At 39.7% G+C, this 15,597-nt stretch carries 12 protein-coding genes; 7 read left to right on the top strand and 5 right to left on the bottom strand.

What is annotated here, in order from left to right; genetic code table 11:
* The first annotated feature begins 312 nt into the window (after positions 1-312).
* Complete coding sequence (locus O9324_RS05770) at positions 313-1,548, top strand: bifunctional sterol desaturase/short chain dehydrogenase (protein ID WP_002764862.1); 1,236 nt, start codon at positions 313-315, stop codon at positions 1,546-1,548.
* Positions 1,549-1,558: 10 nt separating this feature from the next.
* Here the strand turns inward: O9324_RS05770 and O9324_RS05765 are convergent, their stop codons facing one another.
* The 3 genes from O9324_RS05765 to O9324_RS05755 all read right to left on the bottom strand — a co-directional run bounded on the left by O9324_RS05765 (position 1,559) and on the right by O9324_RS05755 (position 3,700).
* Positions 1,559-2,503 carry an NAD(P)-dependent alcohol dehydrogenase gene (locus tag O9324_RS05765; protein WP_288139692.1) on the bottom strand — a complete coding sequence of 315 codons (945 nt, stop codon included), beginning with the start codon at positions 2,501-2,503 and terminating at the stop codon, positions 1,559-1,561.
* Between the two features lie 2 nt (positions 2,504-2,505).
* Positions 2,506-2,892: a hypothetical protein gene (locus O9324_RS05760; protein ID WP_288139691.1), complete on the bottom strand. Its 387-nt coding sequence runs from the start codon at positions 2,890-2,892 to the stop codon at positions 2,506-2,508.
* An 85-nt stretch (positions 2,893-2,977) separates the two neighbouring features.
* Complete coding sequence (locus O9324_RS05755) at positions 2,978-3,700, bottom strand: acyl carrier protein (protein WP_287628189.1); 723 nt, start codon at positions 3,698-3,700, stop codon at positions 2,978-2,980.
* Between the two features lie 487 nt (positions 3,701-4,187).
* On the opposite strand from O9324_RS05755, the gene O9324_RS05750 reads away from it, so the two are divergent.
* A complete protein-coding gene (locus tag O9324_RS05750) occupies positions 4,188-4,718 on the top strand; it encodes a universal stress protein (RefSeq protein ID WP_288139695.1) in 531 nt (176 codons plus the stop codon).
* Here O9324_RS05750 and O9324_RS05745 read toward each other — a convergent pair.
* Together O9324_RS05745 and sppA are read right to left on the bottom strand one after the other, a co-directional pair.
* Positions 4,708-6,867, bottom strand: coding sequence for a ComEC/Rec2 family competence protein (locus O9324_RS05745; protein WP_288139694.1), 2,160 nt, complete (start codon positions 6,865-6,867; stop codon positions 4,708-4,710). The genes O9324_RS05750 and O9324_RS05745 overlap by 11 nt on opposite strands.
* A 54-nt stretch (positions 6,868-6,921) precedes the next feature.
* Positions 6,922-8,733, bottom strand: a complete 1,812-nt coding sequence (sppA, locus tag O9324_RS05740; RefSeq protein WP_288139690.1) for a signal peptide peptidase SppA — start codon at positions 8,731-8,733, stop codon at positions 6,922-6,924.
* A 663-nt stretch (positions 8,734-9,396) separates the two neighbouring features.
* On the opposite strand from sppA, the gene O9324_RS05735 reads away from it, so the two are divergent.
* The 5 genes from O9324_RS05735 to O9324_RS05715 all read left to right on the top strand — a co-directional run bounded on the left by O9324_RS05735 (position 9,397) and on the right by O9324_RS05715 (position 15,540).
* Positions 9,397-10,755 carry a DNA cytosine methyltransferase gene (locus tag O9324_RS05735; RefSeq protein ID WP_288139693.1) on the top strand — a complete coding sequence of 453 codons (1,359 nt, stop codon included), beginning with the start codon at positions 9,397-9,399 and terminating at the stop codon, positions 10,753-10,755.
* 98 nt (positions 10,756-10,853) lie between these two features.
* A complete protein-coding gene (gene yhdJ / locus O9324_RS05730) occupies positions 10,854-11,741 on the top strand; it encodes an adenine-specific DNA-methyltransferase (RefSeq protein ID WP_193956978.1) in 888 nt (295 codons plus the stop codon).
* A complete protein-coding gene (locus O9324_RS05725; RefSeq protein ID WP_287628194.1) occupies positions 11,722-12,840 on the top strand; it encodes a restriction endonuclease in 1,119 nt (372 codons plus the stop codon). Before yhdJ ends, O9324_RS05725 begins: the two co-directional genes overlap by 20 nt.
* Positions 12,841-12,899: 59 nt before the next feature.
* A complete protein-coding gene (prfC, locus tag O9324_RS05720) occupies positions 12,900-14,534 on the top strand; it encodes a peptide chain release factor 3 (protein ID WP_288139689.1) in 1,635 nt (544 codons plus the stop codon).
* Positions 14,535-14,829: 295 nt separating this feature from the next.
* Entirely contained in the window at positions 14,830-15,540 is a 711-nt protein-coding gene (locus O9324_RS05715; RefSeq protein WP_288139688.1) for a lysophospholipid acyltransferase family protein, read from the top strand.
* Positions 15,541-15,597 lie beyond the last annotated feature (57 nt).

The following is a 15,597-nucleotide window of genomic DNA, read 5'->3' as shown; positions in this document are numbered from 1 at the left end:
GTGATACTAAACGTCGGGACATATAAACAGTTATAAGGTTGGTCAGGGTTGACCTGTTAGATTCAGTCGAGGGACTGAAGACCTTACTAGGCGGTTATTTCAGGCATTCGGTTCCTTATTTCATGCCTAAACGTTTCGCACTTCTTGCTTTATCTTACCGAAAATTGTTAAAATTTTTAACGGAATCTTAAGTTTTTTCGGGAAAGAAACCCCAGTTTTTCAGGCTATTGGTTCTTTTTACCCGATAAATGCGCTTTTTTGGCTAAGATTACTTTGTTTACATTCGTTGAGAAAATTTAACATTTATCCCCTATGTCAAACCTGCTCCTCTGTGTCGGACTGATTTGTGGCTCAATTATTTGGGTGGAGATCGTGCGTGATTGCTATCATGCTCTGGCCCACCATTGGCAGCCCCTTTATCGTCTGCACGTCTGGCATCATCGGGTTTTTCGTCCCGATCTGTCGGTAATGAGCGAGGAAATTTATCGTCGGGCGCACTGGTACAATGATGTACCGGAGGCCTTGGTGATGTTGGCTGCCAGTGTTTTACCTGTACTATTGGCCTACTCTTGGGGGTTCGATCGCCCTTGGTTGGGTTGGTTAGGTTCCCTTTATACTTTGGCTTTTCTCAGTACGGCGATCGGTCGAGGTTTAGGTATCGCCAATCTGGACGAATTAACCGATTTAACCCATCGTCCGGGGCAATTTGAGAGTTTACCGGCTCAATGGCGCGTTAATCGTACCTACCACTGGCGACACCATTTTGATAACCAAAAGGCTTATTATTGTGGAACTTTCACCTTTATGGATAAATTGATGGGGACGGCACTTTCTCTCAAGGGCAAAACGATCGCCATTACCGGAGCGAATGGAACTTTAGGGCGATCGCTGTTAAAGTACCTACAACTGAAAGGAGCCAAGGTGATTGCGCTCACTTCCGGGGAAAATGCGATCGCTATTGAAATTAACGGCGAATCAGTACCTGTAAAAACCGTAAAATGGCAAATCGGTGAAGAAACGCAACTTGAGGACCTATTTAAGTCTGTAGATATACTGATTTTAAATCATGGCGTTAATGTCCACGGCCAAAGAACCCCAGAAGCGATCGAATTAGCCTACGAAGTGAATACTTTTTCCGTCTGGCGTTTAATGGAATTATTCTTCAAAACTGTCCGCACTAACGAGGAAATTGCCCGCAAGGAAGTCTGGGTGAATACCTCGGAAGCGGAGGTTAATCCTGCCTTTAGTCCCCTCTACGAACTCAGTAAACGAGCGATCGGTGATATGATTACCCTGCGTCGTTTAGATGCTCCCTGTGTGGTAAGAAAGCTAATTCTTGGCCCTTTTAAGAGTAATTTAAATCCTGTGGGTATTATGTCCGCCGATTGGGTGGCTCAACAGATTATCAAGGCGGTACAAAGGGATAGCCGCAACATTATTATTACTATTAATCCCTTGACTTTTATCACCTTTCCAATTAAGGAATTCTCTGTTTCTACCTACTTAAAACTATTTACTCGGTCCCCAAAAAATCGGGAAAATCCCTAACTATTTATCCTTAATCGGGGATCAAGACTATTTTTCCGCGCACTCTTTCCGATTCACTATAATTATGAGCTTCTACCACCTGGGAAAAAGTATAGGTGCGATCGATTCTAACAGTTAATTTACCCGATTCGATCGCTTCTTTGAGAAACTGCCAGTCAGACGCTTGTGCTTGAGCAAAAAATATCACTTTCCCTTTTTGGGGCAACCAAGCAGTGAGATAATTTAAGAGGATAATTTCGGGATTTGGTAGGGTGGTTATATAGATGCCTTGGGGTTTTAACAGCTGACGACAGTGCCAAAAAGAAGACTTAGCCACAGCATCGAAGATTATATCATATTTCTGCTCAGTTTTTCTCCAATCTTCTTGGGTATAATCTATAACTTTATCTGCTCCTAAAGAGGTGACATAATCGATATTTTTACTACTACAAACTCCATCTACTTCTGCGGAGAAAATTTTTCCTATCTGCACAGCAAAACTACCCACTCCTCCCGATGCACCATTAACTAAAATCCGATTTCCTGCTTGAATACCGCCAAAATCTCGCAAGACTTGCAAAGCGGTAGAAGCAGCCAAAGGGGTGGCGGCAGCTTCAATAAAACTCTGATTATGCGGTTTTTTAACTAATAGGGAAGCGGGAATAATTGCATATTCAGCATAGGTTCTACCCGGTAATTGATTGAGAAAACCAAAAACCTCATCTCCGATCTGGAATTGTTCCACCTGACTACCTTTTTCAACGATAATTCCCCCATAATCAAAACCTAATTGCAGGGGAAATTTATTACCTGTGGCTATTTTGAGCATTCCCCGACGAATCTTCCAATCAATCGGATTAATTCCCGCTGCCATAATCTTAATTAAGACTTCTTTAGCTTGGGGAATTGGCTTTTCTATTTCTGTGTATTGGAGAACATTACTATCGCCATAGCGATTGATGATAATAGCTTTCATAATTAAGAAAAAAGTTGATAAAATAGTAAGGGAGCAAAAGTAATTACCAAGAGAACAAAAATCCAAACTCGTCCTGCTAAAAGATTATAATCTTGACCTAATCTTGACCAAGAGTGACCGGCGATAAAATGGCCGAACAGAAATTCAAAACCTACTGTTAATAGTAACCAAATTAAACCGATAGTAATTGCTTGACCGGACGATTCTAGACCCCAAAAATAGACAAGAGTGCCAATATAAAGACTAAAAAAGAGGATTCCTGTCAGGGTAGAAATTTGATGAGCGCGTAGTTCATCGAGATATTTTCCGTAGGTGGTTTCTCGGAGGATACCGTTACTAATTCCTATTACAATCATCGGGAGCCATAGGACAATGTAGCGACTAATCATAAGTTGTTGGTTTAGAACTCGCTCTAATTGGATTATAGCTATATTTGGCTGATAACTTGAGATATTTTGATAAAAATTAATATTGTTACTTGCCTAAATTTTCAGCAAGATAATCAACTAGCTTTTTCACTGTTGTAAATTCTTGGCATTTTTCGTCTGAAAGTTCAAGATCGAATTCTTCTTCTAAAGCCATGATTAATTCAACTGTATCAAGTTCATCTCCTCCCCAATTTGAGACTAATAAACCATTACTACAAGAACCATAAGAACTATAAAAGCTAGAAGAACTATAACAACTATAAGAACTATAACTACCGACGTTTTCCTTAGATTGTAAATAAAATAGTTCATCATCAATATGTATCTCAGACTTTTCCACCTCTAATTGATCACTAATTATCTCTTGAACTTTGATGAAAATTGCTAATTTTCGTTCATTGTCTTGTGACGTTATTTTATCGGTATCATCATTTTTTTTATCGTTAATAACAGCATTAGCTTTTTGTTCTGCTATTTTAATAGCTTTCTCTTCATTGATTCTCCTTGATTCCAATAGACTGGATTGACTGAAAAATAACTGATATCTCATAACTTCAATTCTAGAATTAATTAAGTTTCGTATTATATGAAATTCTACTTTATGACCACTTTCCTTGTAAATTCTTGTGGCTAAATCCCAAACAATCTGATCGCGGTTTGCTTCTAGCTGATTTAATTTTTCTTCACTCAGAGATACCATATCATCCAAATACTGATTGATCATCATTGCCAGAATTTGCATCTCATAATTTTTGCTATCTTCATTCATTTGATTAGAGCCTCTGCTGCAAAAAATTTCAACCGTATTATATCTCAAGATAAATACTTTTCTAAAAAATCTAGGGGTGCATCTCACATTTGCAGAAATACCGACAATCAGCAATTATCAGCGACTCTTAGATGATTACAAATGTATCAGCATCTGTCTGTAAGCATCCCACCGAAAAGCTAATGCGCTCCGGGGTTTGGGTAGGGTTGATTCATGAATCAACCCTACCTTGAATCAACCCTACCTTGAATCAACCCTACCTTGAATCAACCCTAGGGTATCGTCTCGGAGTCTCCCCAAATTGTTAATTTTTTTGGGGATTTAGCTACATTATCCGAAAAATGTCACACTAGAGGTAGGGGATCATCAGCGATCGATCATCAGCTTTCAGCAATTTTTGACTATTTCCCCGGGTATTGCTGGCAGCCGGTGGGAAAAAAGATTAACTTCAACCCTGACGTTATCTACTATCGAGGAGGCTAATTCTATGGATAATACGGAAACAATCTCAGTCGATCGAGATACCAACAAACTCTATAATAAAATTCTCGTGGCTGTGGATTATCAAGATCCCACTCCAGAGGTATTGAATGCGGCTATTCTCTTAGCGAAAACCTACGCTAGTGAGTTGCGAATTGTTTATAGTCTGTCTCAACCTTTGACTCCCTACACGGAAACTTTTATTTACGGTAATCTGATCGGTTATGGTGGCGGTTATCCCCCCGATATGATCGCCTTAGAACAACAAATCACCGAAGAAATGCAGGCGGAATTACAAGCTTGGTTAAACGGTTTAGTCGATCGAGCTAAAGAAGATAATATCACGGCCAAGGCTGATTATTATATCGGTGATCCGGGACAGAAAATTTGTCAAGTTGCCCAGCAAGAGGGGATAGATTTAATTATTGTTGGTCGTCACGGTCGATCGGGTTTATCTGAGTTAATCTTAGGTAGTGTCAGTAATTATGTGGTACATCATGCTCCCTGTTCAGTTTTGGTAGTACATATCACTCATTAATTAGAAAGGGTTGAAATCCATTTTTTGCTGTCCATTGAATTGCACCATCTCTCCCGGTCCAGTAAGTCTTAATCCGGGCCTTTCTCAGTTGATTTCTGGCATTACGGGAGAGATTGTTGGTGACGGCGATCGCTGTTTGAGGTCGAATGGACTCTAACCATTGTTTATCTAGATTGCTTCCCTGCCATAATAACACTAGGGGGCTGAATTCTTGGGATAAATTAACGGGAATTTTCGGGTTGATAATCCATAGCCAAGATTGATTTTTTACCTGAAATTTAAATAAATTTTTCTCGAGCAATTGTCCAGTAATTTCGCCGAGATTAAATTTTTCTAACTGGGATAAAGTAATAGTTTTTTGAATCGGTATGTCCTCACTGATAGTTGAGAATTGCGCCGAATTATTGACGGTTATTGCTCCTTGTATTTGATTAATTCCCTCCTGTCGCAAAAAAGGTAAAACTGTATAACGTGCTGTTGCGGGTTCCTCCCCATTAATTAAGAGAGTATTTCCTCGATTTTGAATAATTATTACCGGTTGCGATTTGGTGGCTAAAACTGTCACCTGAGTTAAAGTCAAATGTTGATAAATAATCGGTATTAAAATTAAAGTGAGGATAAATAAACCGACTAAATGCCAGCGTTGACGAAACCAGAGGTTGCAGCAGATTAAGGTAAGGCAAATATAAATAATTAACATCACTCCTAAGGATAATTTACCTGTGGAGTAGGTACTAAAAGGAAGCAGACTAAAAAAGTTGGTAATTTGCAGTAATAACTTTAGAGGGTAATAGAGAATACTAGCACCGATACTGCCCAAAGGGGGATAAATTAAGCCTAAAAAGGCAGTAAAAACTCCTCCTAAACTAATTAGGGTAATTAGGGGAGTTGTGATAATATTAATGGGGATATTATAAAGAGCGATCGAGTTAAACGTAAACATTAATAAAGGCATAGTCCAGAGAGTGGCAGCTAGACTAATAGCTATAGGTTCAGCGATTAAATTAGGAAAATAGTCAATTTTATTTTTCAGTAAGGGAACGGTAATAATTAATCCCAAAGTCGCTAAAAAACTTAACTGAAATCCTAAATCCCAAATCCAGAGAGGTTGCCATAATAATAGAATTGTAGCCGCTAGTAACAGGGAGCCTAAACTATTAACTTGTCGATTATAAAGCAGACCGATTAATGCACCAATTCCCATCAAAATCGCCCGCAGAACTGAAGGTTGTAACCCTGTTAAAGTGCCGTAAATTATTAAGATAGTAACGGCAATAGTGAACTGTTTTTTAGGGGATAAATTGCGAGTAATAGTTAAAACAAATCCCAACAAAATAGACACATGAAAGCCAGAAGCTGCTAAAATGTGAGCCAATCCAGTTTTAATAAATAAATCAGTGATTTTTGCTGGCAAATTAACCGCTTGTCGTCCGAGGGTAATCGAACTTAATAAAGTCCCTTTTTCTTGGCCTAGTCCTTGAATTTGTGCCTCAACAATGCGCTGACGAATCTGCCAAACTCCCCAAGTCGGTGATTTTTTATCGATAATTATTTCCCCTTTTAAACCAGCAAAAGCACCCTGACGCGCTAGATAATTAGCAAAGTCAAAAGCATTGGGATTATTGGCACGACGGGGACGATAGAGTAATCCTTTAACTGTTATTTCTTGTCCAGGATAAACCTGATTTTCTGCTAGATTTGGTAGAGTAACGTAGAGTTTACCCTCGGATTTTTCTGTCGGTAAATTCTTAAGGCTAAATTCTTTTACTTCTAACCAAAATTGTAAATTTTCTCGGCGATTGAGACGAATTTCTGATATAATACTGCCCGTGATTTTAATAGAGTTAACCACATTATTTTTTAAAAGATGACTGATATCGTTTGCGCTGGGGTAAGGAGTGCGAATTTCTAGATAAACAACGGCAAAGATAGCTATTAATCCCGCTATCAGCCAAATTTTTTGCGGGGGACTTTGCCACCAAAAACGACGGATAAAAGTTGTGGTTAACAGGGTAATTAGACTGATAATAACAATTCTAATTACCACTTCTTGCCATCGGTTTAACTGGGGACTAAAATCTAGCAGACCTGTAGATAATAATCCCAAAATATAGGCTAAACCAAGAATAACGCTATTAGGGCGATTCATAGAAATTTTTGTCAAAGAATTTCAGAATTAGAGAGCATTATTTTTACCTAAGTATCAGCGAAAATCGAGATTAAAAAGTAACTTAGCATAAACACTATGGGGATCGTTAAATGTAGGTAACTTCAATAATTCCTGCTGAAAATTTTGCCATTCCTGCGTCAAAGGGTGATTATTTTTAGTGAGAGGAGGAAGATAGGTTTGCAAGAAATTAGAGAGGAGTTCTTCTTGCCAACTTTGCGAGCGAGGATATTCTTTAAGACTCCAATCATCTCCTAATTTAGCTGTTTTGGCTGCGTATTGTACTGCCACTTCTAGACCACCAATTTGATCAACTAAACCAATTTTAACCGCATCTTTTCCCGTCCAGACGCGACCTTGGGCCACAGTTCTAACCCTGTCTGGGGATAATTTTCGCCCCTTGGCTACCGTCTCGATAAATAAATCATAGAACCGATTAACTGCCGCTTGATAAATTTCTAATTCTTGGGGATTTTTCGGTCTGGTAATAGTAGATATATCGGCCAATTTTCCAGTTTTCACCGTATCCCAATCGATGCCATTATTATTAGCAATCTTCTGGATATTTAACAATAATCCAAACACACCGATCGAACCAGTAATTGTATCATTATCGGCAAAAATTCTTTGACCCCCCATGGCGATCCAATAACCCCCAGAAGCTGCCACATCACCCATAGAAATAATTACTGGTTTTTTCGCATCTAAACGCTTAATTTCCCGCAGAATCACCTCAGAAGCGGTGGCACTTCCCCCCGGACTATTAATCCGCAAAACTACCGCTTTCACCTCCTCCTTCCCTTGTAATTTTCGCAGTTCCTTCGCCAATTTATCCCCACCGATTTCGCCTCTATCTCCCTGACCTTCTACGATTGTCCCTTCTGCATAAACTATCGCTATTTGATTGCTACTATCTTCCTCCTCATCGAGAGAACTAGCATAATTAGCTAAAGAAATTTGCGAAAAAGAGCTAGAATTTTCCTCCTCATTAGTTTTATTTTTTGCTTCTCCTGTCAACTCTTTAGCTAAAACAATTACTCGATCTAAATAGGCCACTTCATCAACAAAACCCGCCTTTTTCGCCGTGGTTGCTTCCAGAATACCTTGAGTATCAGAAATAGTTTGCACCTGTTGGGGGGTTAAATTGCGACTTTTGGCCACTGTGGCACTATAGTTAGACCAAATTGTATCGAGTAGGGTTTGCAGCTGCTGACGATTCTGGACACTTAAATCCTGACGCGTATAGGGTTCCACTGCACCCTTAAAAGAACCCACTTTTACCACTTGCACCCCCACACCATACTTTTCTAGTGCATCGGCAAAAAAGGTTTGTTGACTACTTAAACCATTAATTTCCATTCTCCCCACGGGATTAATAATCACCTTTTCAGCAACGGAAGCGAGATAATATTCCTTTTCCGTCCATTCCATATCGTAGGCGATAATTTTTTTACCCGATTGGCGAAATTTTGCCAAAGCTTGCCGCACTTCCGTCAGGGTAGCATAGCCATATTCACCGATATTGTCGCGACCGTAGAGTAACAGACCGACAATATTATCATCAAGGGTGGCCTTTTCGATCGCTGCTATCACCTGTCGTAAATTTAAAGTGGTCCGACTCTCACTGGTCAAACTATCGGCTAAACTTGAACTAGGGGGAGCATCGCTGATATTGGTGGCTAAGTTAAAAACTAAGACTGATTTTTCCTTAACTGAGGAGCTATCGCTAGAAATAAGGGAAGAAAGCAGTAAAAATGCTAATCCCCCCACACCTAGGGACGAAAATACCAATAATCCCAATAAAGTTCCCAAGCAACTAGCGAAGGTTTGTTTAAAAAACTGTCCCATCGGTTTTCATCTGCTACTAATTATCCTGTTTTCTATTGTAGGGATTCCCCGCCCAGAAACAAGTTTTTTATCTGACTACCTGACACATCTTGGTGAATCACCGACAGGTTAAGACACGGATGCGAGAGAACCAAATTCGGTCAAAGAAATCTTGTTCAGCTGGCTTTGACGCAAAAACTGATTCGAGGGATGAAACCCTTATAGAGAAAGATATTTGGCGATTTTTGTCAATTGTTTTCGCTCTAGAACAAAAGTGGTCTAGATTTTTAACTTCTATCTTTGACATTTTTCTTGACTTGAATATTTTTTGAGAACTTTTTTAGTTTCTCACTTTTTCTGCCCGAAGAGCATAAGTATAAATACTTAAGTTATTTTCATTTTATATGCTACCAGTCATAAGCTGTTGACTATCTAAATTGCTCGTTAAGGCTGCAAGGGAGAAGGGAGCAGGGAGAGGAAGTTTGAGCATTTGTACTAAAATTTTCAATCCGCAGTTTAAATTCAGTACAGCTTACTACAATTGGAAGTGCGTAATGTGGGTTAGAGGTCTATTATTGTCGTGCCTCTATCGGCTGAAAATACCGAGAAAAAACTCTTAAGTTATACTAAAATAATTAATACAGATAGGCATCTTCCCAGACGGTGAAAAGGAATTATTTACCCTTGAAAACCACAGTTAAAGTCAGCACACAAACCCAATTACCCCTACATCTAGTTATCACCCATCCCCAGTATCGTTTTGTCGATTTATTTGCGGGAATCGGTGGTTTTAGAATCGCTTTGGAGAAATTGGGAGGACGTTGTTTAGGCTATTCAGAAATCGATAAACAGGCCATCCAAGTTTATCAACAGAATTTTATTAGCTATCTCAACAGCGATGAAATTGCTTTCGGAGATGTGAGTAAAATTAGCAATTTACCCGATAATCTCGATCTTATTGTCGGCGGCGTTCCCTGTCAACCTTGGTCGGTGGCGGGATGTTTACGGGGATTTGAGGACCCCCGGGGAAAACTCTGGTTTGATGTGATTAAATTAGTCCAGAAAAGTCAACCGAAAAGCTTTATTTTCGAGAATGTCAGTGGGTTAGCTAGTCCTCGCAATCGGGAGAATTTAGAGTTAATTATCGATGAATTAACCAGTTGTGGTTATCAAGTTTACTGGCAGTTATTAAATGCCTACGATTTTGGTTTACCCCAGAATCGCGAGAGAGTTTTTATCGTAGGAATTAGAAAAGATATAGACAACTATGAGCGGTTTAAATTTCCCTTACCTTTGGGTATCCATCCGAAGGTTTTGGATATTTTAGAAGACATCAAGAATATTCAACCTGTCGAGAAAGTTAAGTTATCCGCAGATACTTTATTTAATGGTTTTGTTCCTCCATCGAGAACTCGTTTTCAAAAAGAAGATGAATTAAATGACTTTTTTATTTTTTCTGATTTAAGAAATGGTCACACAACTATTCATTCTTGGGATATTATCAAAACTACGGAACGACAAAAAAGTATCTGTTTAGCTTTGCTGAAATTAAGACGCAGTAAAAAGTATGGCGAAAAAGATGGTCATCCCGTGGCTTTTTCTGCTTTTTTGGAAATTATACCCGATCTAAAAATCGAGGAACTAAATCAGTTAGTTTCTCTGGGGATTTGTTGGCAAACGCAGGAGGGTAAGTATGAATTCATTAACTCGAAAAATATGACGGGAATTAACGGCATTTATCGGATTATTTTACCGACGGCCGATATTATTCCTACCCTAACCGCTACGGGTGCTAAAGATTATATTGCTACTATTTCAATTACCGCTACTCATCCCCAAGAATACAAACAATTGTTTTTAAAGAAAATCTATAAACCCAAAAAGTTTCGAGAAATTACTCCCCAAGATGCGCGTAAATTACAAGGATTCCCCGATAATTTTATCTATCATCCACAGCCGGCTATTGCTAAAAAACAATTCGGAAACGCTGTTCCTATTACTGTAGTGGAAGCAGTAGCAAGAAATTTACTACAAGTTATCTAATACTAGGATGAAGATTATCTTAACCTAGTTGTCAAGTAGATTAAAAATTGAACCATTTTCTAGTAAAAATCCAACTACTTTAAATTGAAAAAATGATCATGTTTAAACGATACGAAGCTGATGAACAAGTTATATTTCACGGTGATTCTTTGCCGATTTTATCCAGTGAGATTGCCTCTAATTCCGTAGATCTAATTTTTCTCGATCCTCCCTATAATATAGGTAAGCATTTTGCCGATTTTTACGACAAATGGGAATCGGAAAATGATTATATAAATTGGGCAAATCAAATTCTTGATCATTGCCTTCGCATCTTGAAACCCCAGGGAACATTATATGTTATGGCCAGCACTCAAGCAATGCCTTACTTCGATCTTTACTTAAGACAAAAAATGACGATTCTTAGTCGTATTATCTGGCATTATGATAGTTCAGGAGTACAAGCAACAAAATACTTTGGTTCGATGTATGAACCAATACTTCACTGTGTGAAAGATAAAAATAATTACACTTTTAATTCAAAGGATATTAAGATAGAAGCAAAAACTGGAGCAAAACGAAAACTAATTGATTATAGAAAAGCGATTCCCAGTCAATACAATACAGAGAAAGTACCGGGCAATGTCTGGTATTTCCCTAGGGTAAGATATCGCATGGATGAATACGAAAATCATCCCTCACAAAAACCTGAATCATTGCTAGAAAGAATTATTTTGGCCAGCACTGACAAGAGTGGAATTGTGCTTGATCCATTTGCCGGAACTTTTACAGCTGCAGCTGTAGCTAAACGTTTGGGAAGAATTTCTATTAGTATAGAATTACAAGAGGAGTATTTAAAAATTGGTCTTCGACGGATTCTCGGATGGCAAGAATACAAGGGAGAAAAGTTACTACCTCCTCAAAAAAGCTATAGTAGAAAAAGCGAAAATAAACAAGAATCTAACTTTGTACAGGAGAGTCTTTTCGATGTCGATAGTCAAGCATGAATTCACCAAGATAATTATTAAAATTATCGATAATTACTTTCCCAATCAGGGAAATAGCATTTTAAATGCTAGTGAGTTATTGCAATATTTGAACATTAAAACTAGAGCCGCTAATCGAGGTTCTAAATCTCGAGCAGGATTGGCTAACCATTATGCCATTTATGTTTTAGTGGAAGACTATATTAATAATGAGTTTCATCTTAAGGATGGATACGACGATTATCAAGGCGCTCAGTATATGACACTTTTTCGCAGGCAAAGGGAGCTTCCTTTTGGCGATAAATTACAAAATCATGCTCTCAATCATCGATTAAATCAGGAATTTAAAAAGTATTTTCCTACTTTATCTTATCTGCCTATAATTAGAGATGTGAAAACCAATAGATACTGGATTAATGAGAATTTAATTAAGTTTTATCTAGAGGGTAATCAAGTTAATATTGCCCTGGTCATTATAGATATAATTGATGCCTATGTGCAAACAAGACAAAAAGCATTTAATCAATTTATCAGCTATTGTCAACAGATGATTGATATTCAACAGCAAGAACCCCAGAGAGCCATTGAATTTATTCGGAGTTTACTCAGACCAAACATTGATGCTAGAGTTTTTGAGATTGTCAGTTATGCAATTCTTAAAGAGTATTATGGGGAACAGAAAATATATTGGGGATGGTCGCCTGATCGGTTAAATTCTGAATACTTACTTTTATATAAAACTGGTCGAACAAATGCCAATGACGGGGGGATAGATTTTGTCATGAAACCCCTAGGACGATTTTTTCAAGTTACGGAAACGATAGCTGCTGATAAATATTTTTTAGATATTGATAAAGTGCAAAAATATCCCATTACTTTTGTGGTTAAAACTGAGCAGACTTGCGAGGAAATTTTAGAAAAAGTTGCGGAGCAAGCCAAGATAAGATACAAGATCAGGGCAATTGTCGAAAGATATCTAGAATCGGTAGAGGAAGTGATCAATATTCCCGAATTAATCAACCGTTTTGAGCGGGTTTTAGCTCAAGGTAAAGGAGGAGCGGTAATTGCAGAAATGGTTTTACAGAGCCGGATTGAGTTTAACCTAGAATCAGAGCCATAAAGATATCTAACTCCCCACTTAAACTAGAATAGAAAGATAGGAAAGCGATCGAAATTAGAATGACGACCGAAATTGAAAAAGAACTAGAAACCGGCGAATCTGTCTTGGAAAAACGGCGAAATTTTGCCATTATCTCCCACCCTGACGCGGGAAAGACCACCCTGACCGAAAAACTGTTACTATACGGGGGTGCAATCCATCAAGCGGGTGCAGTCAAAGCAAGACGCGACCAACGCAAAGCCACCTCCGACTGGATGGAAATGGAAAAACAACGGGGAATTTCGATTACTTCCACGGTTTTACAGTTCGATTATCGTGATTTTCAGATTAATCTCCTCGATACTCCCGGCCACCAAGATTTTAGCGAAGATACCTATCGTACCCTAGCCGCTGCCGATAATGCGGTGATGTTAATCGACGCGGCCAAAGGTTTGGAACCGCAAACCAGAAAACTCTTTGAAGTGTGCAAACTGCGGCAGTTACCCATCTTTACCTTTGTTAACAAAATGGATCGCCCCGGCCGCGAACCTCTGGACTTATTGGACGAAATCGAGCGAGAATTAGGATTACAGACCTATCCCGTCAATTGGCCGATCGGAATTGGCGATCGCTTTCGGGGAGTTTTTGATCGGGCCACCCGAACCATACACCTGTTTGAACGTCGCTCCCACGGCTCTCAGGAGGCGCAGGAAACCGTGATCGAGCTTGGCGACCCCAAAATTGAGTATCATCTCGAAAAAGACCTGTATTACCAGTTAAAAGAGGATATAGAACTACTCTCGGAATTGGGTGCAGAATTGGATTTGCCAGCAGTCCACGCAGGAGAAATGACCCCGATCTTTTTTGGTAGCGCCATGACCAATTTTGGGGTGAAATTATTCCTAGAATCCTTCCTCGACTATGGATTGCCACCCAGAGGACGCAATTCCTCCCTCGGTGTCCTTGATCCCACCTATCCCGATTTCACCGGTTTTGTCTTCAAACTGCAAGCAAACATGGATCCCAAACATCGCGACCGGGTAGCCTTTGTGCGGGTATGTACGGGGAAATTCGAGAAGGATATGGTAGTAAACCACGCTAGAACCGGTAAAACTATCCGTTTATCCCGTCCTCAGAAGCTTTTTGCCCAAGATCGGGCAGTTATTGAAGAAGCTTATCCCGGAGATGTGATCGGATTGAATAACCCCGGGGTCTTTGCGATCGGTGATACCATTTATATGGGTAAAAAGCTCGAATACGAAGGTATTCCCTGTTTTTCTCCGGAATTATTCGCCTATCTCAGAAATCCTAACCCTTCCAAGTTCAAACAGTTTCAAAAAGGAGTCTCGGAATTACAGGAAGAAGGGGCCGTACAGATATTATCCTCGATCGATGAATTTAAACGCGACCCAATTTTAGCCGCCGTCGGTCAATTACAGTTTGAAGTGGTGCAATTCCGTCTTTTAAGCGAGTACGGAGTCGAAACTACCCTCGAACCCCTAGCCTATAGTTTAGCCCGTTGGGTCGCCGGGGGTTGGGCCGCTTTAGAAAAAGCAGGTAAACTCTTTAATACTCTAACTGTCAAAGATTACTGGGGTCGTCCCGTCTTATTATTCAAAAATGAGTGGAATTTACAGCAAGTCAAAGAAGATCATCCCTCTTTGCAATTAAACTCGATCGCACCGGTAGGATCGGGAGTACAACCCCAATCCTAACCATTAGACCTCTTGTAAAAATCAAAAATTGTTGTTAGGGTTGGGAGTCAGTAGCCAGTAGTCAGTAGTCAGGAGAATTAAGAATGAATAATAATCAGTTAAATGGTCTATTTACAGACTTTATGCCATTTAATCCTTATTTTTGCCGTTTTTGAACCCTGAAAAATTAATTATGCAAGAGGTCTATTAATCCCCCAAGACAATTGCCGAACTGGTCAGGACAAGATGGCGACCCCCCAGACAACTAGACTAAAGTAGAAGTGGTCAGAAAGTCTCGATCTTTCCTAACACTCGGATGTCTCAAAGCACTATCGTTGACGAGTCCCTCACCATTAGAAAAAGTCCTGCTGTCAATTCCCGAATTAATCCCTGTTTAATTCGCTTTTGTTATTTTCTGGGAAATTATCTAGTTTTACCAGCTTTTTTCAGCAAAATAACGGTTACGGGCCAGGAAAATATTCCCCTAACGGGAGGTGTCATCTTGGCACCTACCCATCGTTCCCGTTGGGATGCCTTGATTTTACCCTACGCAGTGGGGCGCTCAGTTACTAGACGCGATTTGCGCTTTATGGTTTCCGCTAACGAGATGAAAGGGGTGCAAGGTTGGTTTATCCGACGTTTGGGGGGTTTTCCCGTCAACACCGATCACCCCGGTATGGGTAGTCTGGTCCATAGTGTCGAACTTTTGGCCGCGGGGGAAATGGTGGCGATTTTTCCGGAAGGGGGTATCTGTCGCGATCGAGTGGTTCATCCCCTTAAACCGGGAGTAGCGCGGATTGCGTTGGAAGTCAAGACGATGAAACCCGATGCCGATATCAAGATTTTGCCAGTAAGCATTAGTTATAATCAGCCTTACCCCGGATGGGGAAGCGAAGCGACAGTAAATATCGGTCAAGGGATTAATGTGCTTGATTATCAACAAAATTCGCTAAAACGGGAAACTGTCCGCTTAACCAAAACCTTGAGCGATCGCTTAAAACTTCTCCACGAGGATCAATCCCCTTAATCAGCTGTTGACTATCTACCGCACAAGTGGGATTTCGGGGATGGATTAAAATGATTG

Source organism: Microcystis sp. LE19-84.1B, from assembly GCF_027531875.1.
Lineage (GTDB): Bacteria > Cyanobacteriota > Cyanobacteriia > Cyanobacteriales > Microcystaceae > Microcystis > Microcystis panniformis.
The sequence above is the reverse complement of the archived record's forward strand: the minus strand, read 5'-3'. Positions and strand labels throughout refer to the sequence as shown.

Bases quoted from the DNA above. Each gene is read 5' to 3' on its own strand.
- O9324_RS05770 (WP_002764862.1), top strand. From the start codon at position 313: ATGTCAAACCTGCTCCTCTGTGTCGGACTGATTTGTGGCTCAATTATT.
- O9324_RS05765 (WP_288139692.1), bottom strand. From the start codon at position 2,503: ATGAAAGCTATTATCATCAATCGCTATGGCGATAGTAATGTTCTCCAA.
- O9324_RS05760 (WP_288139691.1), bottom strand. From the start codon at position 2,892: ATGATTAGTCGCTACATTGTCCTATGGCTCCCGATGATTGTAATAGGA.
- O9324_RS05755 (WP_287628189.1), bottom strand. From the start codon at position 3,700: ATGAATGAAGATAGCAAAAATTATGAGATGCAAATTCTGGCAATGATG.
- O9324_RS05750 (WP_288139695.1), top strand. From the start codon at position 4,188: ATGGATAATACGGAAACAATCTCAGTCGATCGAGATACCAACAAACTC.
- O9324_RS05745 (WP_288139694.1), bottom strand. From the start codon at position 6,867: ATGAATCGCCCTAATAGCGTTATTCTTGGTTTAGCCTATATTTTGGGA.
- sppA (WP_288139690.1), bottom strand. From the start codon at position 8,733: ATGGGACAGTTTTTTAAACAAACCTTCGCTAGTTGCTTGGGAACTTTA.
- yhdJ (WP_193956978.1), top strand. From the start codon at position 10,854: ATGTTTAAACGATACGAAGCTGATGAACAAGTTATATTTCACGGTGAT.
- O9324_RS05725 (WP_287628194.1), top strand. From the start codon at position 11,722: ATGTCGATAGTCAAGCATGAATTCACCAAGATAATTATTAAAATTATC.
- prfC (WP_288139689.1), top strand. From the start codon at position 12,900: ATGACGACCGAAATTGAAAAAGAACTAGAAACCGGCGAATCTGTCTTG.
- O9324_RS05715 (WP_288139688.1), top strand. From the start codon at position 14,830: ATGTCTCAAAGCACTATCGTTGACGAGTCCCTCACCATTAGAAAAAGT.